At 50.9% G+C, this 22,110-nt stretch carries 21 protein-coding genes and 3 tRNA genes; 21 read left to right on the top strand and 3 right to left on the bottom strand.

Going from position 1 to position 22,110, the window contains the following annotated elements; translation table 11 throughout:
* Positions 1–167 precede the first annotated feature (167 nt).
* On the top strand, positions 168–449 hold the full coding sequence (locus tag HMPREF3192_RS06555) for a DUF4230 domain-containing protein (RefSeq protein ID WP_082715505.1): 282 nt from the start codon (positions 168–170) through the stop codon (positions 447–449).
* A gap of 200 nt (positions 450–649) precedes the next feature.
* Here HMPREF3192_RS06555 and HMPREF3192_RS00585 read toward each other — a convergent pair whose 3' ends face one another.
* Positions 650–1,609 carry a tetratricopeptide repeat protein gene (locus tag HMPREF3192_RS00585; protein ID WP_197414516.1) on the bottom strand — a complete coding sequence of 320 codons (960 nt, stop codon included), beginning with the start codon at positions 1,607–1,609 and terminating at the stop codon, positions 650–652.
* Positions 1,610–2,427: 818 nt separating this feature from the next.
* Between HMPREF3192_RS00585 and HMPREF3192_RS00580 the strand changes: the two genes are divergently transcribed.
* The 16 genes from HMPREF3192_RS00580 (at position 2,428) to HMPREF3192_RS00505 (ending at position 19,945) form a co-directional block, all read left to right on the top strand.
* Positions 2,428–3,366, top strand: coding sequence for a ribonuclease HII (locus tag HMPREF3192_RS00580; RefSeq protein WP_082715504.1), 939 nt, complete (start codon positions 2,428–2,430; stop codon positions 3,364–3,366).
* A 202-nt stretch (positions 3,367–3,568) separates the two neighbouring features.
* Positions 3,569–4,075, top strand: a complete 507-nt coding sequence (locus HMPREF3192_RS00575; protein ID WP_066304447.1) for a YraN family protein — start codon at positions 3,569–3,571, stop codon at positions 4,073–4,075.
* Between the two features lies 1 nt (position 4,076).
* The gene (locus HMPREF3192_RS00570; RefSeq protein WP_066304445.1) at positions 4,077–5,717 is read left to right on the top strand and encodes a YifB family Mg chelatase-like AAA ATPase; all 1,641 of its coding nucleotides are present in this window, start codon (positions 4,077–4,079) and stop codon (positions 5,715–5,717) included.
* Positions 5,714–6,631, top strand: coding sequence for a DNA-processing protein DprA (locus HMPREF3192_RS00565; protein WP_066304443.1), 918 nt, complete (start codon positions 5,714–5,716; stop codon positions 6,629–6,631). The genes HMPREF3192_RS00570 and HMPREF3192_RS00565 overlap by 4 nt, the downstream gene beginning before the upstream one ends.
* A gap of 31 nt (positions 6,632–6,662) precedes the next feature.
* A complete protein-coding gene (gene trmFO / locus HMPREF3192_RS00560; protein ID WP_066304580.1) occupies positions 6,663–8,042 on the top strand; it encodes a methylenetetrahydrofolate--tRNA-(uracil(54)-C(5))-methyltransferase (FADH(2)-oxidizing) TrmFO in 1,380 nt (459 codons plus the stop codon).
* Entirely contained in the window at positions 8,035–9,096 is a 1,062-nt protein-coding gene (locus HMPREF3192_RS00555) for a tyrosine recombinase XerC (RefSeq protein ID WP_231723317.1), read from the top strand. Before trmFO ends, HMPREF3192_RS00555 begins: the two co-directional genes overlap by 8 nt.
* A gap of 271 nt (positions 9,097–9,367) precedes the next feature.
* Complete coding sequence (gene rpsB, locus HMPREF3192_RS00550) at positions 9,368–10,180, top strand: 30S ribosomal protein S2 (RefSeq protein ID WP_066304441.1); 813 nt, start codon at positions 9,368–9,370, stop codon at positions 10,178–10,180.
* Positions 10,181–10,256: 76 nt separating this feature from the next.
* The gene (gene tsf, locus HMPREF3192_RS00545) at positions 10,257–11,132 is read left to right on the top strand and encodes a translation elongation factor Ts (protein ID WP_066304440.1); all 876 of its coding nucleotides are present in this window, start codon (positions 10,257–10,259) and stop codon (positions 11,130–11,132) included.
* A 154-nt stretch (positions 11,133–11,286) separates the two neighbouring features.
* A complete protein-coding gene (pyrH, locus tag HMPREF3192_RS00540; RefSeq protein ID WP_066304439.1) occupies positions 11,287–12,015 on the top strand; it encodes a UMP kinase in 729 nt (242 codons plus the stop codon).
* 102 nt (positions 12,016–12,117) lie between these two features.
* Positions 12,118–12,663, top strand: coding sequence for a ribosome recycling factor (gene frr / locus HMPREF3192_RS00535; protein WP_066304438.1), 546 nt, complete (start codon positions 12,118–12,120; stop codon positions 12,661–12,663).
* Between the two features lies 1 nt (position 12,664).
* Positions 12,665–13,447, top strand: coding sequence for an isoprenyl transferase (locus HMPREF3192_RS00530; RefSeq protein WP_082715501.1), 783 nt, complete (start codon positions 12,665–12,667; stop codon positions 13,445–13,447).
* Positions 13,447–14,352, top strand: coding sequence for a phosphatidate cytidylyltransferase (locus HMPREF3192_RS00525; RefSeq protein ID WP_231723316.1), 906 nt, complete (start codon positions 13,447–13,449; stop codon positions 14,350–14,352). Before HMPREF3192_RS00530 ends, HMPREF3192_RS00525 begins: the two co-directional genes overlap by 1 nt.
* Complete coding sequence (dxr, locus tag HMPREF3192_RS00520; protein ID WP_066304436.1) at positions 14,349–15,638, top strand: 1-deoxy-D-xylulose-5-phosphate reductoisomerase; 1,290 nt, start codon at positions 14,349–14,351, stop codon at positions 15,636–15,638. Before HMPREF3192_RS00525 ends, dxr begins: the two co-directional genes overlap by 4 nt.
* Positions 15,635–17,044 (top strand): M50 family metallopeptidase, encoded by a 1,410-nt coding sequence (locus HMPREF3192_RS00515; RefSeq protein WP_066304435.1) that lies wholly within the window; start codon positions 15,635–15,637, stop codon positions 17,042–17,044. The genes dxr and HMPREF3192_RS00515 overlap by 4 nt, the downstream gene beginning before the upstream one ends.
* Positions 17,045–17,058: 14 nt before the next feature.
* Positions 17,059–18,183, top strand: coding sequence for a flavodoxin-dependent (E)-4-hydroxy-3-methylbut-2-enyl-diphosphate synthase (gene ispG, locus HMPREF3192_RS00510; RefSeq protein WP_066304434.1), 1,125 nt, complete (start codon positions 17,059–17,061; stop codon positions 18,181–18,183).
* Positions 18,184–18,229: 46 nt separating this feature from the next.
* On the top strand, positions 18,230–19,945 hold the full coding sequence (locus HMPREF3192_RS00505; RefSeq protein WP_066304430.1) for a proline--tRNA ligase: 1,716 nt from the start codon (positions 18,230–18,232) through the stop codon (positions 19,943–19,945).
* Between the two features lie 84 nt (positions 19,946–20,029).
* On the opposite strand, the gene HMPREF3192_RS00500 is transcribed toward HMPREF3192_RS00505, so the two are convergent.
* A tRNA-Ile gene (locus tag HMPREF3192_RS00500) sits at positions 20,030–20,105 on the bottom strand.
* Between the two features lie 111 nt (positions 20,106–20,216).
* Positions 20,217–20,292, bottom strand: a tRNA-Ala gene (locus HMPREF3192_RS00495).
* Positions 20,293–20,690: 398 nt separating this feature from the next.
* Here HMPREF3192_RS00495 and HMPREF3192_RS07080 point away from each other — a divergent pair.
* The 4 genes from HMPREF3192_RS07080 (at position 20,691) to HMPREF3192_RS00485 (ending at position 21,933) form a co-directional block, all read left to right on the top strand.
* Positions 20,691–20,852 carry a TM2 domain-containing protein gene (locus HMPREF3192_RS07080; RefSeq protein ID WP_082715500.1) on the top strand — a complete coding sequence of 54 codons (162 nt, stop codon included), beginning with the start codon at positions 20,691–20,693 and terminating at the stop codon, positions 20,850–20,852.
* A gap of 320 nt (positions 20,853–21,172) precedes the next feature.
* Positions 21,173–21,295 (top strand): LPXTG cell wall anchor domain-containing protein, encoded by a 123-nt coding sequence (locus HMPREF3192_RS06695; RefSeq protein WP_156422804.1) that lies wholly within the window; start codon positions 21,173–21,175, stop codon positions 21,293–21,295.
* A gap of 71 nt (positions 21,296–21,366) precedes the next feature.
* Positions 21,367–21,804, top strand: coding sequence for a Dps family protein (locus HMPREF3192_RS00490; RefSeq protein WP_066304429.1), 438 nt, complete (start codon positions 21,367–21,369; stop codon positions 21,802–21,804).
* A gap of 54 nt (positions 21,805–21,858) precedes the next feature.
* Positions 21,859–21,933 (top strand) — tRNA-Val (locus HMPREF3192_RS00485).
* Positions 21,934–22,110 lie beyond the last annotated feature (177 nt).

Below are 22,110 nucleotides of genomic sequence, written 5' to 3'. Positions count from 1 at the left end.
GCATTTCATAATGTAGCGGAAATTAAAAACCTAGGCACAAATCTCCTTTTTGGCACTATTAATCTGAGTTACAAAAAAGCTTGGTTCGAGTATGATGGAAAAATTACACTCGGAATTGATGTCAAAAAAGTTAAAATCAGCAAGTCTGGTAAAAACAATGTGGTGCAATCGCGATTCCCAATGCGCAAGTGCTTGGTAAGCCTGATGCGGATGTTGGATCTTTTTCCGATGTTTATTCTGATAAGTTATTCTTCACACCCATTACCTCTTCAGAACATACTGAGGCATATAAATTAGTTCAAAAAGAGATGAAAAAAGCTGCAGAAAGCAATCAGAATTTGCTAGATCAAACCAAAGAGCATGCAAAAATTTTGTTGGAGCAGTATGTTAAACGCGTTAATAAGGCTTATGGTGTCGAGTATAAAGTAGAATTTGTTGATGCAAAGTAGTGGCAGGAGATCTTCTCCTATATATGTGAATTCTTACACGGCTAGATGAAATACAACCTCTGAGTTCTTTCGAGCTCAGAGGTTGTTGCATGTTTTCTATGAGTTCTCGTTAGTGGTTGGCGAAGCTTAGCAGGCGAGGTAGTGATATTCTCGCCAGCCGCAAACTTATCGTTAGTAGTGACCTTCTCGGTGGGACGACGCTAGCGGATGTACAAAAATCCGTCGAGTTCGTCACGCACACGTTCTTGCAGGTCAATCGTCTGACGCAGGCGATTTTGATAATAGCTCATGCCCTTCTCGATAGAAATGCGCAACCCAATTTCGGCGACAGAAAGCAGGTGCAGTGCCTCCAATAAATCAGCCTGCGAAATGCGGGGAAGGCAACTTTCATCAGTAGACGCGCTATCAGCAGAAACATCGCCAGTGGGGTCGTCGGGCTCAGCGTCCTGCGAATCGTTCTCAAAGATAATCGGCGGAATGGAGTCGACAATCTGCTTTGCCAGGCGGAAAGCGGCCTGCGCATCAAACTCAATGTCCTCGGATTCGCTATAACTGCGCCGCCACAGACGCGTTGCCTTCGTGGGGTTCTGCTCGACAAAATGTCCTGCAGCGTACATATCACCGAGCTTGTAGAGCGCCTCTGGATGGCAAGAAATCGCCGCAGCGTAGGCGTATTGTTGAAAAGCCTTCGTGTAATCGCGTTTGCCACAGCGTCCGTATTCGTAAATGTAGCCCAGATTAATAGCCGCCTGAATGCAACCGCGCTCGGCTCCCAGCGCATACAGCTCGGCAGCGGTCTCGTAGTTTTGCTCGATAAGGTCGCCAGTATAATACATAGAGCCGAGGTTGTTCAGGCAGTCGGGGTTCTCTTCCTGCAGGATGTAATATTTGTGGCAGTTGACCACCAAGGTGCCAACCTGCGCGTTATCTTGACCTGCCTCGCCGATCAGCACGTGCGCCTCGTCAATAAAATGAAAAAAGTCCTCCACGTTTCCCGCAAGCGTCACGTGCGCCAGCTGCTTAAGGAGAATGTGTACGTCCTCTTTGTAGCGCACATTCAGCTCGTCAAGCGTGCTAAAAGGGCGCGCCGTTTTGATTTGCTCATAGTGGCGGATAAATTCGACATCCTGTTCGGTTGCTTTGAAGTCCTGAAGTGCCATCTTATGCTCCTTACTGCGAATGTTACGCTTACGTGTGGTGCCGCGCGAGACGATGTTGTTGTGCGCCGTGATTTGCATCTTTATATTTTACGTGCTCTTACACGTTCTTACACGCTAGTTTATAGTATGCCATGCGCATAAGACAGATCTCTTCTTATCATGACCCAGTGCTCTAAAAGGTCGGCCGTGCTCTAAAAGGTCAATTAGGATGAGATGATCGCCTTTGCAGCCTCCAGCCAATTTTTCCACTCGAGAGCCAAATGCAGGCAATGGTCGCGCACGATATACGAGGGATAGAGCGCGGGAAACTCCACGAGCGTTTTTGCCTCAAGACCCGCGTCGGTGTTCTTAAACTGATGACGAATTCCGCAATAATAACTCCGTTTTTGAGCTTCGCCACACCCACCGACTCATACGGATAGGACTCATCCCGCGCGCTTGTCAAAAAACTACTCTCGCCAAAGTCGATAAAAAATTGCAGTGGAACGGGACAACTACCAGCCCTTTCAATAACTTCAAATACGGAGCCCCTGCTCAGAAGGGCGTAGTGCTCAGAATTAGCATTGTTGTTAATGCGCCGAATCTCGGGCGTGTCGTTCGTGATAAACGATTGGGCGTGCGGCGCGCATCTTGGGCGGTCTGGACTATTGTACGGGTGGGGGCATGCTCGAAGGCGTATCCAGAAGGAGTTTTAACCAAATAGTTGCATATAAGCGGATGCATATAAGCGAGTCTGATTATCTCGCCACGCGCAACAGCCGCTGCTCATTTTGGTGTGGTAGCATAACAATGTGAATAGGCAATCATATGGGGATCGTATGTCACGTTTTAATGCTGAACAATTAGATGCCGCGCAATTGGGGAGTGCTGGCTCAAGCACGCACACAACAACCACAAGTCAAAGAACTTCTCGTACAAGCGGAGCGCATCCAGGTTCTTCTCGCCTAGGTGGAGCGCATCCAGGCACCGCCCGCGAGATAGTTGCGCTTTTCTCTGATGCGACGCTCGAACAGATTCCAGAATTATGCAAACGTTACCGAGAAGATCCTCGCTTGCAGGTAAAACATGCACTTGCCTCGGCGCGACGTCGCTACGATAAGGAGCAAGCCGAGCGTGCGCGGGTGCGCGCCATGTACGAGCGTATGGAGGCGTTTGCACCAACTGCGTCATCGGATTCGTCAGCCTCCTCCACTATTATTGTGGGAATTGATGAAGTTGGACGAGGGGCGCTTGCGGGGCCATTAACCGTGTGTGCGGTCGCACTACCTGCGGATCCGATTATCTGGGGCCTTAATGATTCCAAGCGGTTGACCCCCCACAAACGAGAGCTTTTAGCTGCGCAAATCTCTGCACGCGCGCTTGCTATTGGTACAGCACATGTCGAGCCGCAACGCATAGACGAAATTGGCATGGGTGCCGCCGTACGCTTCGCAATGGCGCAAGCTTTGAAGGACACCCAGCTCGAGCCCGACGTGGTGTTGATCGATGGCAATCCCGTGCATATTCATCCCAAAGAGCACTGCATCGTCAAGGGTGACGCGCAGGTCGCATGCATCGCCGCTGCATCCATTGTTGCCAAGGTCACCCGAGATGCGCTCATGGTGGAATATGACGCGAAGTATCCGCAGTATCACTTCGCCCATTCAAAGGGCTATGGTTCGGCCGAGCATATTGCCGCGATTAAAGCCTATGGTTTAACGCCGCTGCATCGCGTGTCGTTCTGCGGCAATTTTCTTGAAACACCGTCGCTGTTTTAAGGCGGTGCATGGCTTTCGGCAGGCCTTGCCTATGATTGTTTGGTGGCAACCAGTGTTTGTGGTTGTTGTCTGTTGTTCCCTCACCGCCTGTGGTCTTATCTGTCGGCAACCAGTGTTTGTGGTTGTTGGAAATGTGTTAGATAACCCTGTCATCCTCTGATTAAGAACGTTTGCTGTAAAGCGCTTAAGAAAGAGGATGGATATGGAAATTACCTTGCCTGAGGCTTTGTCTATTACCAAAGGTCGCCTATTCGATAAATACATCGAGAAGTACAGCGCTGCTGAAGTCGGTCGTGAAGGTGAACATATTGCACAGCAATACTTGATGCAGCGCGGCTATACCATTCGGGGCATCAATCTGCGTATTCAAGGCGTGGAAGTCGATATTTTTGCTCGAAGTAATCATGATGATCGTATTCATAAAGAGGTTTGCGCTGGCGTGTGTGTTGATGATTCGGTGCAGCTCGGCGAACATGTGCTGGTAGAAGTCAAGACAAGGCTGTGTTTAGACAGCGATGAGAAGAGCGTCTTTCCAGAGATTGCTGTCGACAAGAAAAAGTACAAGCGCTATAAAAAAGCTGCCCAGTATTTTGAGAATACCTTTGATGAGATTACGAGTGTTCGTTTTGATGTTATATCCATACAGATTTTGAGCAATAATCTTGCACACGTTCATCACATGATTGATGCCTACAACTTGGATGAGTAGCATGAGTGCAAGTATTCACACAGCAATTTTACGAGGTATTCAGGCCATACCCATTGAAGTAGAGGTGGGAACCTCTCGTGGGATTCCAGGGCTTACCATCGTGGGGATGCCCGATGTCGCAGTGCTGGAAGCTCGTTCTCGCATCCGCTGTGCGCTTCGTGCATCGGGCTTTCACATTCCACGCCTTCATATCACGATTAATTTATCGCCCAGCGATATACGAAAAACGGGCACAGCCCTTGATCTTCCTATTGCCGCAGGTATTTTGTGTGCAACACAGCAAATTAGAGCAGATACAATAAAGGATTTTTTGCTTGTTGGCGAGCTTTCCCTCGATGGAACGGTGTGTCCTGTTCGTGGGGAAGCGGCATATGAGCTGCTGTGTCAACAGCAAGCATTAACGCTGTGTGGTGCTGTGCTGGATGCACAAAAAGCCTGGTGTATCCATGCATTAGCTGATTTACGGAGCAAGCCGCGTATAGAGAATGCTTCCGCAATACGAAACAACCTAAGCTCTGAGGTCGCCTTGCATGGTGACAACGATGCACGTGGTAGCGCCAGAAGTATGTATGGACATGAGTTGGGTGAAAAGGATGGACGAGAGCTCGGGGATTACAACCAAGTGTTCGGGCAAGAACTCGTCAAACGCGCACTTGTGATTGCCGCTGCGGGAAAACATGGTCTTTTAATGATTGGGCCTCCAGGAGCGGGAAAGACAATGCTTGCCCGTCGTTTGCCAAGCATTTTACCTTCGCTTGATGCAGCAGAAATACAAGAGGCAACGCTGGTTCATTCTGTTGCAGGTATTCCCATACAAAGCCTTCAGGAGGGAAAACGTGCCTTTCGGGCGCCTCATCACGCTATTTCACTTGCAGGTATGGTTGGGGGAGGACGACCCATGTTGCCTGGAGAGATTTCCCTTGCTCACAAAGGTGTTTTGTTTTTAGACGAGATCCCCGAATTTCCTTCTCACACCTTGCAAGCCTTGCGGCAGCCCATGGAGCAAAAAAGCATACGACTCGTTCGGGTGGATGGCATCTATGAATTCCCTTGTGATTTTGTGCTCATTGCTGCTGCGAACCCTTGTCCTTGTGGTTATTACGGTGATTCAAAACATCGTTGTACGTGTTCTACGAGTACCATAGAAAAGTACCTAGGCAAGCTTGGCGGCCCTCTTATGGATCGTATTGATTTGCAGGTAGATGTGGCACGCCCAGACTCCAAAAAAGTGATTACAGGGCAAAAGGGTTTAAGTACACAAGCTATGCGGGAGCAGGTGTTACGCGGAGTAGCGTTTAGAAAAAAACGCTTGGAGCAAGAGTGTTCCATGAAGGCAACGCGAGAACAAGATACACTCAGCAAGACCTCGGACGCTGCTGCGGTCAACACCGTTGCAAACGCTGCAAGTGTTGTCAGCGCTCGAAACCCAACAAAAGCAAAAAAGGATTCTCCCACAAAGGACTTCTCCAATGAGGCTCGTCATGCTTTAGCAGCGCTTTGTGATTCGTATGCCCTTGGTGGACGTGCCATTACTCGTACCATTGGAGTTGCGCGCACCATTGCCGATTTGGATGAACGTATGACTATTGAAGCTGATGATGTTATCGAAGCCGTATCTTACAGAATGCGCGGTAGTTTATGAGTAGTAGGTTTATCCTTTATCGAAATGAGAGGGAGTGGCCTTCTGTGCTAGAAGTACTTCCCGAGTCGTATACGGTGTTACGTGGTTGTGGCAAGCAAGAACTTCTCGGTAAGCCCGCGCTTGGCATTATTGGTGCTCGGCGCTGCACGCCGTATGGTATTGCTATCGCACAGATGGCGGGTCGCATTGCTGCTCAGAGTGGGGTTGTGGTGGTTTCTGGTGGTGCTATGGGTTGCGATTATGCTGCGACCCGTGCTGCGCTTGATGCGTCAGGGGAGGTGATTATTGTATCGGGTTGTGGTGCCGATGCTATTTACCCCAAGACCTCAAGCGACATTTTTAATGAAGTAAAAGCAGGAAAAGGCGTTGTCATTTCTTGCGAAGCGTGGGGTCAAGCACCTCGACGCTATGCGTTTCCCAAGCGTAACAAGCTTATTGCAGCACTTTGTCGTTGTTTGTTGGTAACCGAAGCGGGAATGCCTTCAGGTACTTTTAGTACTGCGCAGGCTGCGAATGATTTTGGAAAGACCGTATATGCGGCACCAGGGTCGATCTTCTCGCCTCAGTCGCGGGGAACAAATAATTTAATAGAATCGGGAGCGTGCATTATTACCGATGAGGTTGCCTTGGAAACAAGACTGAGTTTAGATTTTGGTAAAAGTCGTTTGGTTGCTCAAAATACACCACAGCAAGTCAGTAAAATGTTAAGTGCCCTTATCGCAAGTCCTATGCGACCTGATGAGCTTGCGTTGCGTTTGGATCAAAATATTCTTACGATTATTCGTACGCTTACCGAGTATGAAGCGAAACGTCTGGTGCAGCGTTTACCAGATGGGCGGTGGTGTGCAACGGCTCAAACCTATATGCCACCACAGTTTTTGGAAGCTGATTTAGAAAAGCATGATGATACGTGATGATGCGTACATACGTAACGATGGGAAGTCTATGAGTCCAGTGCCAACAGTAACGATTGTAGGAGCAGGCCTTGCTGGTTGTGAATGTGCATTACAGCTGGCGAATCGTGGGGTGCAGGTGACGCTGTGTGAACAAAAACCTCACGAGAAGAGCCCTGCGCATCATAGCGATGGCTTTGCCGAGCTCGTCTGCTCGAATTCCTTTAAATCGTTGCGTGCCACCTCGGCAGCAGGACTTCTTAAACATGAGCTTCTGCATATGCATTCCTATCTTATGGAATTTGCGCTCCAGGCACGTGTTGATGCTGGTAGTGCTCTTGCTGTTGATCGAGACAAATTTTCTTCATTGGTTACCGGGGCAATCACGAAGCATCCAAAGATCGAAGTTATTTCTGAGCAGGTTGTACGCATTCCTGATGAGCCCTGCATTATTGCGGCGGGGCCTTTGTGTGCAGATAAACTCTTTGAGGCCATTATTGGACGTGTGGGTATTCAGGCAAGCTCGTTTTATGATGCCGCTGCGCCCATTGTGGATGCGGATTCCTTTAATCGAGACATTATTTTTGAGCAGTCACGCTACGATACGGTCGGTACAGGTGACTACTTAAATTGTCCTTTTACAAAACAGGAATACGAAGCATTTATTGAAGAGCTTCTTGCAGCACCACGCGTCATTAGCAAAGAGTTTGAACAAAAAGATCTCTTCTCAGCGTGTCAGCCGGTCGAAGAAATAGCTCGTACGGGCATTGATTCGTTGCGTTTTGGCACAATGAAGCCTGTGGGGTTGGTTGATCCTCGCACCCAAAAGCGCCCCTGGGCGGCGGTGCAGCTTCGTTGCGAAAATCAGCACAAGACGGCTTACAACATCGTTGGCTTTCAGACGAATCTTACCTGGCCTGCACAAAAAGAGGTATTTCGTATGATTCCAGGCTTAGAGCAGGCAGAATTTTTCCGCTACGGTGTTATGCATAGAAATTCGTTTATTGATGCGCCGCACGTCCTAGATGCCACCTTTGCCTTACCGAATACGTCGCTACGTTTTGCAGGACAAATTACGGGAACCGAAGGCTATGTGGAAGCAATCGCCTCGGGTTTGTTGGCGGGACTAAATAGCTATGCTGCGCTTACTGGCAAGCCTTCTGTTGTGCTTCCCACAACGGGCGCGTTTGGATCGTTGGTGAGCTACGCCACAGATCAGGCTACAAAAAATTATCAGCCAATGCATGTTAATTTTGGCATTTTCCAGCCTTTAGCGCAGCCAATAAAGAATAAAAAGCAGCGTTATGCTGCCTATGCAGATCGTGCTCTTGCGGATTTGAAGGCCTACATGCTTCACCGCGACGATATCTTTGATCCTTCGTGGCGAAGCAATATATCCGATCTTGCGGGGGAGGTGATGCTCAGTGAGTGACGATGTGGAGAAGCGTGATATGACGCAGCAAGCAGCGCAACATGATGCATCACAGCAGCCCTCAGCGCAACATGATGCGGCACTGCTGCGCGATGCTCGCCAAAAAGAATTTACAACGTGCATCGCGCAATTTATAAATTTTGAGCAAACCATTCGCAAGCTTTCCGAGCACACGATTAAGGCTTACGCGTCAGATCTGGATGCCTTTATGGGATGGATCTCGCGAGAGGGGATTGATCCGTATAACATTTCTCATCGTCAACTGAGGCTCTACTTGCTGGAGCTTACGCGAGCAGCATATTCAGAACGTACGATTAACAGGCACCTTTCGGCTATGCGCTCGTTATACAAGTGGTTACAACGAGAGGGTCTGTGTGTCCATGATCCCGCAAATGCGATGACAAGCCCCAAAATCCCGAAGACCCTGCCCAAGGTCATGGATCTTTCCTCCGTAGGAAAACTGTTGGATAGCTGTGTTGGTACAGATGCCATAAATCTTCGTGATAAGGCCTTTTTAGAGCTTTTGTATGCCAGCGGTGCTCGTATATCCGAAATCGCAAACCTCATTCCTGCGGATATTGATTTTTCGCAAAGGCAGGTTTCACTGTTTGGTAAGGGCTCAAAACAGCGTATTGTTCCGTTGTATCAAAAGGCGCTTGACGCTGTAAAAATCTACTTGCACGATGCCCGTGGCGATCTTCTCGCAAAGACGCTAACCAAACGTCTTGCCAAACAAGGGTCTTCTCGGCGACAAGCGCAGCCGTCAAAGCTGTTTATCTCTTCTCGAGGGAACAACATGTCTGCGGCGGCCTTACGCAAGGTATTTGAACAGCGTGTTATGCAAGCGGGTCTTGACCCCTCGCTCACGCCGCACGCCATGCGTCATACCTTTGCAACGCTTATGCTGGATGGAGGAGCGGATCTTCGCAGCGTGCAAGAACTTCTCGGCCACGAGAGCTTATCGACAACGCAAATTTATACGCACCTTTCGATCGATCGTTTGAAGCAAGCAACCTTGCAAGCACATCCGCGCTCGCAGACTAAACCACGATAGCAGCTCGTATCCGCAACCAACGTCGAAGTAGCAGCTCCCTGTGCCAGTCACACCCGCAAAATCGCCGCAAAACCGAAATAAATGTGTGGATAAAACTAACGGTTTATAAATGGGCTTCGAGCTGGTATACTCATCAAGTTGTGCAAACCTGCACACATTCATTACACACGCATGGCGACCTGTTTGCCTGGTGCCTTAAGCGACAAGCCACGTTTGAGGTGGTTAAACAGGGTTGATACCATGCGGAGGCAAACCAACTGGAGGTTATATTATGGCTGCAAAGATTAGCGTAAAGACTTTGCTCGAGGCCGGTTGCCACTATGGTCACCAGACTCGTCGCTGGAACCCAAAGATGAAACCATACATCTTTGGCGAGCGCAACGACATTTACATTCTTGACTTGAAGCAGACCATCATTGGTGCTGATAAGGCCTACACTTTCTTGAAGAACCTTGCTTCCAAGGGTGGCACCGTTTTGTTTGTTGGTACCAAGAAGCAGGCGCAAGAGTCCATCGCTACGCAGGCAACTCGCGCTAATATGCCCTACATCAACCAGCGCTGGCTCGGTGGTATGCTCACCAACTTTGTAACCATGCGTTCTCGTATCGATCGTATGGAAGAGCTCGAGGCCATGGTTGAAGATGGTCGTATGGCAACCCTTCCTAAAAAAGAGCAGGCCGTTTTGACCAAGGAGCTCGAGAAGCTCCAGCGTAACCTTGGTGGCGTTCGCGACATGAAGTCTGTTCCTCAGGCCATTTTTGTCGTTGACACCAAGCGTGAAGAGCTTGCTGTCCGCGAGGCAAATCGTTTGCACATTCCTGTCGTTGGTCTTATCGATACCAACTCTGACCCTGACGTTATTGACTACGGTATTCCTGCCAACGACGACGCTATCCGCTCGGTTTCTTTGATGGCTGAGCTTATGGCTGACGCTGTTCTTGCTGGTAGCGGCAAAGAGCAGATCTCTGAGGCCGAGATGACTGGCACTGCCGGCACTGATGCTTCTGATGACGCCGCAGCCACCGCTGGCGAGAAGACCGACGAGGTCGTCGCAGACGCTCAAACTGATGCAGCTGCTGAGTAGTATTTGCTACGACGATTGATTCCGCACGACGAATTACGTTACGAAGATTGATTACGAAGACCTAAAGGAGATTTGTATGGCACAGGTTACCGCTGCTCTTGTTAAGCAGCTTCGTGAGATGACCGACTCTCCTATGATGGAGTGCAAAAAGGCGCTTGTTGAGGCCGATGGCGATCTCGAGAAGGCCGTTGATGTATTGCGTAAAATGGGTGTTGCCAAGGCCGTAAAGCGTGCTGGTCGTGACACCAACGAAGGCACCATTGCTGCCTTTATCGCTGCTGATGGCAAGACGGGTGCATTGCTTGAACTCACCTGCGAGACCGACTTTGTTGGCACCAACCCTAAGTTTACTGGCTTTGCCACTAAGCTTGCTCAGGTTGTTGCCGAGCAAAATCCCGCTGATGTTGACGCCCTTAAGGCAGCTGAGCTTGACGGCTCTACCGTTGACGCCGAGCTCACCGAGATGATTCACGTCATCGGCGAGAACATGAAGGTCGCTCGTTTTACGCGCGTAAGCGTTGAGTCTGGTGCTTTGGCAAGCTATGTTCACAGCAATGGCAAGCTCGCTGACATCGTTACCTTTGGCTTTAACAACACTGCAACCGCTGACAACGACGAGTTCAAGGCCTTTGCGCATGACGTTGCTATGCAGGTTGCCGCTGCGGCTCCCGTAGCAGCACGCCGTGAGGACGTTCCCGCTGACGTAATTGCTCACGAGAAGTCCATCTACATGGCACAGGCTGCCGAGTCTGGCAAGCCCGAGGCTATCCAGGAGCGCATGGCACAGGGTAAGCTCGAGAAGTTCTACAAGGAGACCGTCCTGACCGAGCAGCAGTTCATCAAGGATGGTTCGGTCACCGTTTCCGAGCTTGCAAAGAAGGTTTCCAAGGCCGCGGGTGATGACATCCAGGTTTTGGCATTTGATCGCTATGCCTTTGGTGACGAGAACTAAATTCTTTTTGCCTTTTTTAAGAGCCGGCGTCCGTGTGGATGTCGGCTCTTTTTCTATGTAAAGTGTCCGCTTATGGGTCTTAGTGCCCTTTACGTCGCATGCTTTGATAGAATGAGCTAGATGTATACCTGAGCGCTTAAGGAGGTCGTAAGTCTTGTCTGACTATAAGTATAAGCGTGTATTGCTTAAGCTGTCTGGCGAAGCGTTAATGGGTACGGGTGAATACGGTATCCAAGCCGAGGTGCTCGATCGCCTAGCGCAAGAGATTAAGCCCGCTTACGATAAGGGCGTTCAAGTTGCTATTGTCGTGGGCGGCGGCAACATTTTCCGCGGACTTGCAGGTGCTGCCTCAGGCATGGACCGAGCACAGGCCGACAGCATGGGCATGCTTGCAACGGTCATGAATAGCCTGGCCTTGCAGGACTGTTTTGAGCGCCATCAGATGATGTGCCGCGTGATGACCGCCATCGAGATGCATGAAGTTGCCGAAAGCTACATTCGTCGCCGCGCGATTCGCCACCTCGAAAAAGGTCGTATCGTCATCTTTGCCGCAGGTACCGGCAATCCCTACTTTACAACCGATACGGCTGCAGCCTTGCGCGCCTGTGAAATCGACGCTGAGGTCCTCATGAAGGCCACCAAGGTCGATGGCATTTACGACAAAGACCCCGTGGTGCACACCGACGCGCAAAAGTTCGACGAGATTTCGTATCACTCGGTGCTGACCAAAAACCTGAAGGTGATGGACGCCACCGCAACGGCTCTATGCAGCGACAATAATATGCCTATGCTGGTATTTAATATCGATCAAAAAGGTGTCTTTGAAGACGCCTTAAAGGGTAAAAATGTTGGTACGACGGTTGTCGAAGACGGTGCCGAATAGCGCATCGAATAGCGGTGCCGAATAGCGAATCGAAGACGGTGCCGACAAACCTGCCGAGAAGGGCGATCTTCTCGACACGTCAATCGAAGAAAAGAGTGAATCATGAGCGAATATATTGACAAGGCCACAAGCAATATGGAGAAGTGTATTGACGCTTTGGCTTCAAACTTCTCTAAGGTTCGCACGGGCCGCGCGAATCCCCACATTTTGGACTCCATTATGGTGGATTACTATGGCGTGCCCACGCCGATTACGCAGCTCGCGGCCGTGAAGGTGCCCGAGGCGAGCATGTTGGTTGTCGAGCCTTGGGACAAATCGGTTCTTAACGCCATTTCCAAAGCAATCGAAAGCTCCGATCTTGGCATTACCCCAGGTAACGATGGTGCTTGCATCCGTCTACCGTTCCCGAAGCCGACGGAGGAGCGCCGTCGTGAGCTTGCACGCGAGTGCCGCCAACTCGCCGAAGAGGCACGTATTTCTATCCGTAACGCCCGCCGCGACGCCAATGGCAAAATCGAGCGCGACGAGGAGCTTTCGGAGGATGATGTCCATCGCCAGCAAAATCAGATCCAAAAGCTGACCGACAACTATATCGAGAAGATTGACGAAATGCTCAAAACCAAAGAGTCTGAGGTCATGGAGATCTAGCGTGCACAGAGATGAAGCTAAACTTCGTGCATACTTTGCCGATGCTCCCACCGATATTTCGCTTGCAAGCATTGACCAGCAACGTCTGCCTTCGCATATTTCCATCATTATGGATGGCAATGGTCGCTGGGCTCAAGCTCGTCATATGGATCGAGCCCAAGGCCACAAAGCAGGCGTGGAGTCCTTGCGCGAAATTATCACCTCATGCGTTCGTTTGGGCATAGAAGTGCTGAGCGCGTATGCCTTCTCGACAGAAAACTGGCAGCGTCCGCAGCATGAAGTGAACCTTCTGATGCAATTGTTTGCAAAAACGCTCATCCAAGAACTGCCTCTTTTTGAGGAAGAGAATGTCCGTCTTGTCTTTTTGGGCGACTTAACTGCGCTTCCGCAAAAAACACGTCAAACGTTTGAATTGGGCCTTGCACGTACCTGCCATAATACAGGCATGATGCTTGCGCTGGCAGTCAATTATGGCGCTCGCGCAGAGCTGACGCGCGCAGCAAAGCTCATCGCCCGCGATGTACAAAACGAGTCACTTTCGCTTGACGATATCAACGAGGATTGCGTTGCGACCCATTTGTATACGGCGGACTTGCCCGATCCCGAGCTTCTCGTGCGCACCTCTGGTGAGCTTCGTCTTTCGAACTATTTGCTGTGGCAGCTTGCCTACACCGAGTTTTATGTGACAGATACTTTTTGGCCCGATTTTGATCGCTGGGAATTGCTGCGCGCGATTCAGAGCTTTCAGCAGCGGCATCGTCGCTTTGGGAAGGTGGGTGTGTAATGAGCTCATCTTCGTTTGGACGCACGGGCGAGAAGACCGCCGAACAGCGCATGACGAAGCGCCCGCAGGGTGCCGCCGACCACCAACTCAAAGGCTTTGTTCTCGATCGCCAGCTGATCGTTCGCAGCGCCTACGGCCTTGGTTATGCGGGCATTACGTTTTTGGCATTAGTGCTGGGCACTTGGCCAACCGTGGTGCTTACCTGTAGCTTTAGTGCGCTTTGTAGCTGGGAATTCTTTAAACTTGCACGCATGCACGGTCGCATGCCCAACGAACTTCTCGGCGTGGGCGCAGCCGTAGCGTTTCCCATCGCGACGCATTTTTCGCTTTACTGGATCGCCATCGTTTTTTATCTGCTGATCATTGCAACAGGTATTTGGTTTGTCGTCACCCCACGCGCCAATATTTTTGATGTCTCGGTCACCATTTTTGGTGCTCTGTATACTGGCTTGCTCTTATCGGCCATCGTCCGCATTCGCGTGGTTAATCCATCTGCCGTGGGCGGCGTGCTGACCTTTATAGCGCTCGCATCGATTTGGATAAACGATAGCTTGGCCTATCTGGTGGGTACGCGCCTTGGCAAACACAAAATGGCTCCTCGGATTTCGCCCAAAAAATCGTGGGAGGGCTTTATCGCGGGCATGCTCGGCTCAGTGGCCGTGTGGGTCTTGCTGTCGTACACCTTACTTCCCATGAACCTGTACCTCGCAGTGATGACGGGGGTTGTAGCAGGCTTTATGGGCGTATGTGGGGACTTGTTTGAATCTCGCATTAAACGGGGTGTGAGCGTAAAAGATTCGGGTAATATAATGCCCGGACATGGTGGCATGCTCGACCGCTCTGACTCTCTGTTGTTTGGTCTAGCTGCCGCACTTTTTGTTTTACTTCTAGGTGGGGTAATTTGAGTATTTTACATACACCGCAAGATGCATCGCAGTTTGCGTCGCAGCATACGTTGCAAGATGCATCGCAGCCCTTGCATGTCGCCATTCTTGGTGCGACAGGCTCGGTGGGCTTGCAAGCGTTGGACGTCTGCCGCAAACATGCCGATAAACTGCAGGTTGTGGCAATGTCGGCGCGCAATTCGGTTGAAAAGCTACTTTCGTTAGCACAGGAGTTTGGCGTCACTCAGTTGGCGTTTTCAGACGAGGCGCAAAAGGATAATCCCGCGATTTTGAAGTGGGCTGACTCTCAACGGCAGCATCCCGTAGCCACACCGCAGACGACATCTGTGCCCGCGCCGCAGATGTCGTCGCTCGCAATCGGCTTTGGTTCGCAAGCTGTGGCAGACCTTGCTGCGCTTGAGGAGGTGGACCTCGTGCTGGTAAGCGTGGTTGGAGCTGCAGGTATTTTGCCAGCCTACACCGCTCTTATCAACGATAAGATCCTCGCACTCGCCAACAAAGAAGCGCTCGTCTGCGCTGGCGATCTTCTCATGCCGTTAGTAAGGCCAGGTAAGCTCATCCCTGTTGACTCCGAGCATTCCGCCATTTTTCAATGTCTGGCGGGTGTTCCGGCATCGCAACTGGCACGCATTTGGCTGACCTGTTCGGGCGGCCCGTTTTACGGAAAAACCACCCATGAACTGCGTGATGTTACTGCCGAGCAAGCGCTGAAGCACCCCAACTGGCGCATGGGTCCCAAAATCACCATCGATTCGGCGACGCTGATGAACAAGGGCTTCGAGGTGCTCGAGGCGCATCACCTGTTTGGTGTGCCCGTCGACGACATCACCGTGCTGATCCAGCGCCAAAGCAGCATTCATTCCATGATCGAAAACACCGATGGCTCGGTCATCGCGCAGCTTGGCCCCTCGGATATGCGCAATCCCATTCAGTACGCCTTTAGCTATCCCGAGCGCTGGGATCCACCCGCAAAGCCGCTGGATTTTTGTCAGATGGCACCCCTTGAGTTTGGTAAGCCTGACGAGAAGACCTTCCGCTGTTTAGCGCTTGCCCGCGAAGCGGGACGACTTGGAGGATCTGTTCCTTGCGTTGTGAATGCTGCAAACGAAATCGCGAACCTAGCATTTCGACAGGGGAGGATCTCGTTTTTGCACATCGCCGACGTTGTCGAACACGTGATGAACCGTATGGACGCACAGGCGCTTACGTCTTTGGAGCAGGCGCTGGAGCTCGATCAGCAGGCTCGAAAGCTTGCGACTGAATACACGCATGAGGTTGCCCTATGACACAACAATTGCTGACTATACTTTCGGCCGCCTTTTGGGGCGTGCTCGTGCTCTCGCTGCTGGTAACCGCCCACGAGGCAGGTCACTATTTTGCAGCACGAGGCTGTCATGCTCGCGTCACTGAATTCTTCATCGGGCTTCCATCGCGCTGGCGCTTAGCATATCGCAGCAAAAAGCATGGCACGCAGTTTGGCATAACGCCCATCCTGCTTGGCGGCTATACGCGCATTTGCGGCATGGGTGCAGCGAATAAGCCCTACCTTGCCGAAATTTTTGCTTACGTGCAGGAGCACGGGCGTGCAAGCGTGAGCGAAGTCGTTGCTGCGCTTGGTTGTACAGAAGATGAGGCATACGACGCATTTGAGCTGCTTGTTGACTGGGCGTCGCTGGAAGCCGCTGCTGACGAGCAGCCTAGCGAACAGCCTGCTGCCGTGCCCACTACCAGCAGCGCCACACTTCCCGAAACCTATCGCACAACACTTCGTGACGCCGCACTGCGTACGCAATTTGACGATGGTTTTGATCGGTCTTCTCGGTTGTATGAGCCTGGTAGCTTGCAGCCGCTCCCGATGCCAGCAGAAGAGTTTTTGCAGTGTGAGCGTGCAAACACGTATTGCGGAAAAGGCTTTTGGCAGCGCTTTGCCATGATTTTTGCGGGTCCCGTAGCGAGCCTTATTACGGGTGTGCTGCTCATGGTGCTGGCGATGAGCGTTTTGGGCCGCAGCATGGGCGTCAACACCAACACACTGGGGACCGTGGATGCCAATTCGCTGGCAGCTAAGGCTGGTCTTGCCTCGGGTGACACGATCGTCGCGATAAACGATACCAAGGTTTCGTCCTTCTCGGATATTTCTGTGGCTTTACGCTCGGGCTTCTCGGCAAAAAAGCCCTTTACCATAACGTATACGCCTGGCGGTGGTGCCAAGGATGTCGCTGCACAAAAAACCGTCACCATCACGCCGACGGAACATGACAAAGTTTTGGGCATCCGCGCGCCTGTAAAGCATGTTCGTTTGTCGCTGGCCGACTCGGTAGCATTTACCTTTGATTATGTAGTTCAGGTGGGGAAGTTCGCCCTCAAACTGATCACGCCGACGCAGACCATCGGGGTCGTATCTCAGTCGTCATCGGTCATCGGTATTTCGCTCATGGCCTCGCAAGCTGCAGCATCGGGCATTTCGGAGCTCTTCATCTTTGCGGCAATGATTTCTATTTCGCTTGCGCTGATGAACATTTTGCCCATACCACCTTTGGACGGTGGCAAGCTGTTCATTGAATGCATCCAGGCACTTATGGGTAGACCCCTGAGTGAGAAAACGCAGATGTACTTTTCGTACGTTGGCGTTGCTCTGTTTTTCCTGCTCTTTATTGCGGTGGTCGGAAACGACATCCTGCGCTTGCTGTAGGTGTGATATGCGTCATGATTGTTTCGAACCTTCACAGAATTCCTCGTGCCCTCACGCGGCAGGTCTTTGTTGGTCCTGTTGCGGTTGGTGGGGGAGCACCCGTGAGTGTGCAATCGATGACCACAACCGATACGGCCAACGCCGCTCAAACCCTCGAGCAAATCCGCGTTCTTGCTGATGCTGGCTGCGAAATCATCCGTGTTGCCGTGCCCACCAAGCATGTGTTGGACGGCTTCAAGCAGATTTGCGCGAACTCGCCGCTGCCCGTTGTAGCCGACATTCATTTTGATTATCGGCTCGCGCTGGCGGCAACCGCAGCAGGCGCTGCGGCGCTGCGCATTAACCCTGGCAATATCGGTTCGTTTGTCAAGGTCGACGCTATTATCGACGAGGCGCAAAGCGCTCATATTCCCATTCGCATTGGTGTCAACGCAGGCTCGCTCGCGCGAGAGTTTGACACGCGCCAGGACATGACGCTTCCTCAAAAACTGGCGGCGTCCGCGCTCTCATTTGTGCAGCATTTTGCCGAGAAGGGCTTCGAAGACGTTGTCGTTTCGGCCAAGGCGCATGACGTGGTGACCACCATTCAAACCTATCGCCAGCTCTCGCGCGAGCTGCCCTGTGTGCCACTGCATATCGGCATTACCGAGGCAGGCACCAAATTCCAGGGGACGATAAAATCGGCCGTGGGCTTGGGTGCGCTGCTCGAAGAGGGTATTGGCGATACGATGCGTGTGTCGCTGACAGCCGATCCTGCCGACGAGATCAAGGTTGCTTGGGAAATTATGGCGTCGCTGGGGATGCGCCGTCGCAATCCCGAGCTCGTGAGCTGTCCTACCTGCGGACGAACCAAAGTAAATCTGATTCCCATTGCCGAAGAAGTGCAGCAGCGGCTGCAAAAGATAAAAGTTCCCATTTCGGTGGCGGTCATGGGCTGCGCGGTTAACGGCCCTGGAGAGGCGCGCACGGCCGATATTGGCGTGGCTTGCGGTGTGGGCCAGGGCGTCGTGTTTGTCAAAGGACAAACTCTGCGACGCGTTCCCGAGGATCAAATTATTGACGCATTGTTTGAAGAAATTGATAAGCGTTTCGTTGCTGACACCAAACGCCTTGATGCTGATAAAATCTCAGATGCATAATGTTGATGCGTGCTACAACGCACTACGTAACCAGAAAGGACCCTTCGTGAAGTCATTTCATTGCATGAGTAAACTGTATGCACCCACGCTCAAAGAGGACCCCGCCGACGCGGAGTTGGTAAGCCATCGCCTGATGCTTCGCGCGGGTATGATTCGTAAATCTGCCTCTGGTTTGTACAGCTATTTGCCTCTAGCATGGCGTAGTTTGTTCAAAATCGAAGCCATCATTCGTGAAGAGATGGACGCCATCGATGCACAAGAAATGCTGGTTCCCATCCTGACCGACTCCGAGCTTTGGGAGCAGTCGGGCCGTTGGGATGTGTACGGCCCCGAGCTCATGCGTATGCACGATCGTCACGAGCACACCTTTGCACTGGGTCCCACCCACGAAGAAACCTTTGTGGACCTCGTGCGCAACGAGTTGCGTTCGTACAAGCAGCTGCCCGTGACCCTGTATCAGATTCAAGATAAGTTCCGCGACGAGCGCCGTCCTCGTTTTGGTCTGATGCGCGGGCGCGAGTTTATTATGAAGGACGGCTACTCCTTCAGTGCCAACCAGGTCAGCCTGCAGGAATGCTACGATCAGGAAAAAGACGCCTATGCGCATATTTGCGAGCGCATCGGCCTACGTTGCCTTCCCGTTGTGGCCGACTCTGGTCAAATTGGTGGCGATACCTCAGTTGAGTTTATGGCTTTGGCCGATGCTGGTGAGGCCGAGCTCGTCTACTGCGACGCCTGCTCCTGGGCAGCCGATGTCGAGGCCGCTACCGCCAACGTGACGCTTGCAAGCGCGGGCGAAGGAGAGCTTGTGCGAGTCCACACCCCTGGCGTCACCACGATTGCCGAGCTTGCAGACACATTGCAGCTTCCCGAAGCGGCGACCGTTAAAGCGCTTGCCCTTCTCGACGAGAAGGGCACCCCAGTGGTCGTTTTTGTCCCAGGGGATCACGACCTCAACGATTGCAAGGCCGAGAAGCTCTTTGGTGACTACCATCTCATGACTGACGAAGAGCTTGAGCAAGCCCAGCTCATCAAAGGGTTTATCGGCCCCGTAGGTCTGAGTGCCGACGTGGTGGTGTATGCCGATAAAACCCTGCAAGACAAAGCATTTTGGTGTTGTGGCGCTAACGAGAAGGACTACCACCTGATTCACGCCCAACAGGGTCGCGACTTTAGCATTAACAGCTGGGCGGACCTTATTTCGGCCAAGGCTGGCGACGGCTGCCCCAAATGTGACGCGCCGCTCAAGGCTGCCCGCGGCATCGAGGTTGCGCAGGTCTTCCAGCTTGGTACGAAGTATTCCGAGGCTATGCACGCTTACTTCATGGATGAAGACGGCAAAGAGAAGCCGTTTGTCATGGGCTGCTACGGTATCGGCGTGTCGCGCGCGCTATCGGCTATTATTGAGCAGTGCCACGATGAGCACGGTATTTACTGGCCCATGAGCGTCGCGCCGTACGAGGTCGAAATCGTCCCGCTGGACACGAACGATGATCTGGTGTGGCCCGCAGCGCAACGCCTCGCGCAGCAGCTTGCCGCACACGGAGTCGAAGTGCTTGTCGACGACCGCAAGGAGCGGCCTGGTGTGAAGTTTGCCGACGCCGATCTTATCGGCATTCCGTATCAGCTTATTTGTGGTAAAAAGGCCCTCGCGAATGGCAAGGTGGAGCTCAAGTGTCGCCAGACGGGCGAGCGTGTCGAGATAGCGCTTGATGAGGTTGTTTCGTATCTTGCAGAGAAGGTCGCCTCTGCGCGGGATTAGTGTGTACAGAGAAGCCCGACGCGGTGCGATTTGAGAAGGCCGATGCTGCCCGAGGTTAGTTTTAAATTGTGATGAACTGGTAAATGGTGGGCCCAGAGGGATTTGAACCCCCAACCCAGGGATTATGAGTCCCCTGCGCTAACCGTTGCGCCATGGGCCCATTTACCCAACAAACCTTCAAAAAAGCGTTTCACGTTTCAAAAGGTTTCAAAACCTTCAAAAGGTCTTCAAAAAAAGCGGCGGTTAAAAAAGCCGCCGCTTTCATATTCATTGGTGGAGAATAGGGGGATCGAACCCCTGACCTCATGGCTGCCAGCCATGCGCTCTCCCAGCTGAGCTAATTCCCCGTGGCTTGATTGCATTAAACACTATAGCAGAGCTTGCCCGTGGGTCAAGTAGCAGTTTTAAATTATCGTATTTTTTTCTTTTCCTGTTAATTTTTAAACTCATGTGTACACGTACTGATGAGTTTGCTAAGCGTACAAATGAGTCTGAGAATTTAGAAAATTTGCGTTCTTAAACCAAAAGTCGGACTTCACAAAATCAGACTTGACTCACCCTCCAAATGCTATTCTTCCCGTGAAAAGTTAGTAAAACTCGACTACAAAGCTTAAAAGGAGACGGATTTTATGGACAAGCAAAAAATCGACCTATTTTTGACTACTAATGCAAAATACTTTGAGTCTGCTTCAATTCCGATTATCAGACAAAAATTAGAAAGAGCTGATGACGATACTTTTTAAGTATTCAGGCTACAGAATTTAAAGATCCGACTACCATACTACTAGTGTCTATTTTTCTAGGTTCCTTAGGAGTTGCCCGCTTTATGCTGGGCGATACGGGTATGGGAGTACTAAAGATCCGTTTTTCTCAAAAAAGAAGAAGACTTATCCAATTTTTTAAATAGGCATAGAATTCCACTAATTTCTCTTTCTATCATCCTGTTGTTATTTGTTGTGTTTAGAAATTTGAATAATCCTCTACATTTGAATAATCCTCTACTTTATTAGTCCGGCTGGTTTAACGATATAAACTTTCTTAACTCCCATTCAAAATGAGTAGTCTTGTTCAAAGGTTTAAGAGCGAAGAGAACAAAGTCTCTGCTTGTGTCCGACCTGTCATACACAAGCGTGTCACAAATAAAAATATTTTGTTTGAGAAGTCTCAGACGGGGAATACAGTACTTGTGTACGTTCGGTACACAAGTAGTTGGAAAAGAGATGTTTTATGTCTGGATTGCTGCCTTACACAATGGATGATTTTAACGTCATTATTCCTATTGTCATCGGTCTTATCGCCGTGCTTGTTATTGTAGGAGCCATTGTGGTACGTAAGTCAAAAAAGAAGTAACAACACTAACGTAACAACACTAACAATTGACAGCAACAAGGATGTCGGCGTCTACCTAAGGAGGGGTTTGTATGAAACTTGAAAAAGAATTCAACGAGTACTTAGCAGATATGGCTGTACTTTCTATTAAGATTTCGAACTTGCACTGGAACGTTGTTGGCAAGAATTTCCTGGCTGTTCACAAGTACACCGAGGCTGAGTACGAAAAAGCACAGGAGCGCATGGACGAGGTTGCTGAGCTTATCCGCATGTTTGGCTTGGTTCCCGCTTCTACCATGGCTGAGTATCTGCAGCTTGCACATGTTAAGGAAGTTCCTTCCAAGCAGTACACCTGCGCAGAGGTTTTGGACACCTTGCTGTCTGACCTTGAGCTCGTTCGTAAGACTGCTACCGACTTGCGTAACGCTGCTGACGAAGAAGGCTGGTTCAGCACCGTTGATTTGCTTGAGGATCATGTAAATGACTACAACAAGCAAATTTGGATGATCAAGGCCATGCTTACCGAGTAAATTTTTGTGAATCGGTACTGCAGCGTGAGGGATTCTGCTATAGTATCTACGTCTGGGCGATTGGCTCAGTGGTAGAGCACTTCCTTCACACGGAAGGGGTCATCAGTTCGAATCTGGTATCGCCCACCATTTGAGCAGGTAAAGCGGGTAGTTTCTGATAAAAAATTCCTGACCAAAAGCGGGTCAGGAAAAAGGTCAGGAATTACCCGCTTTTTCATTCTTTTTTGCGTAAGGCGCACGCTTTATTTTTCTTTACTGTACAACACATTTCCGCCACAAATCCTCATCTTCATCTTTGCTGTAAAT

This window comes from Atopobium deltae (genome assembly GCF_001552785.1).
GTDB lineage: Bacteria > Actinomycetota > Coriobacteriia > Coriobacteriales > Atopobiaceae > Atopobium > Atopobium deltae.
The sequence above is the reverse complement of the archived record's forward strand: the minus strand, read 5'-3'. Positions and strand labels throughout refer to the sequence as shown.

What these genes read in the sequence shown, in the direction of transcription:
- HMPREF3192_RS00585 (WP_197414516.1), bottom strand. Translation starts at nt 1,609, where the DNA reads ATGGCACTTCAGGACTTCAAAGCAACCGAACAGGATGTCGAATTTATC.
- HMPREF3192_RS00580 (WP_082715504.1), top strand. Translation starts at nt 2,428, where the DNA reads ATGTCACGTTTTAATGCTGAACAATTAGATGCCGCGCAATTGGGGAGT.
- HMPREF3192_RS00575 (WP_066304447.1), top strand. Translation starts at nt 3,569, where the DNA reads ATGGAAATTACCTTGCCTGAGGCTTTGTCTATTACCAAAGGTCGCCTA.
- HMPREF3192_RS00570 (WP_066304445.1), top strand. Translation starts at nt 4,077, where the DNA reads ATGAGTGCAAGTATTCACACAGCAATTTTACGAGGTATTCAGGCCATA.
- HMPREF3192_RS00565 (WP_066304443.1), top strand. Translation starts at nt 5,714, where the DNA reads ATGAGTAGTAGGTTTATCCTTTATCGAAATGAGAGGGAGTGGCCTTCT.
- trmFO (WP_066304580.1), top strand. Translation starts at nt 6,663, where the DNA reads ATGAGTCCAGTGCCAACAGTAACGATTGTAGGAGCAGGCCTTGCTGGT.
- rpsB (WP_066304441.1), top strand. Translation starts at nt 9,368, where the DNA reads ATGGCTGCAAAGATTAGCGTAAAGACTTTGCTCGAGGCCGGTTGCCAC.
- tsf (WP_066304440.1), top strand. Translation starts at nt 10,257, where the DNA reads ATGGCACAGGTTACCGCTGCTCTTGTTAAGCAGCTTCGTGAGATGACC.
- frr (WP_066304438.1), top strand. Translation starts at nt 12,118, where the DNA reads ATGAGCGAATATATTGACAAGGCCACAAGCAATATGGAGAAGTGTATT.
- HMPREF3192_RS00525 (WP_231723316.1), top strand. Translation starts at nt 13,447, where the DNA reads ATGAGCTCATCTTCGTTTGGACGCACGGGCGAGAAGACCGCCGAACAG.
- HMPREF3192_RS00515 (WP_066304435.1), top strand. Translation starts at nt 15,635, where the DNA reads ATGACACAACAATTGCTGACTATACTTTCGGCCGCCTTTTGGGGCGTG.
- ispG (WP_066304434.1), top strand. Translation starts at nt 17,059, where the DNA reads ATGATTGTTTCGAACCTTCACAGAATTCCTCGTGCCCTCACGCGGCAG.
- HMPREF3192_RS06695 (WP_156422804.1), top strand. Translation starts at nt 21,173, where the DNA reads ATGTCTGGATTGCTGCCTTACACAATGGATGATTTTAACGTCATTATT.
- HMPREF3192_RS00490 (WP_066304429.1), top strand. Translation starts at nt 21,367, where the DNA reads ATGAAACTTGAAAAAGAATTCAACGAGTACTTAGCAGATATGGCTGTA.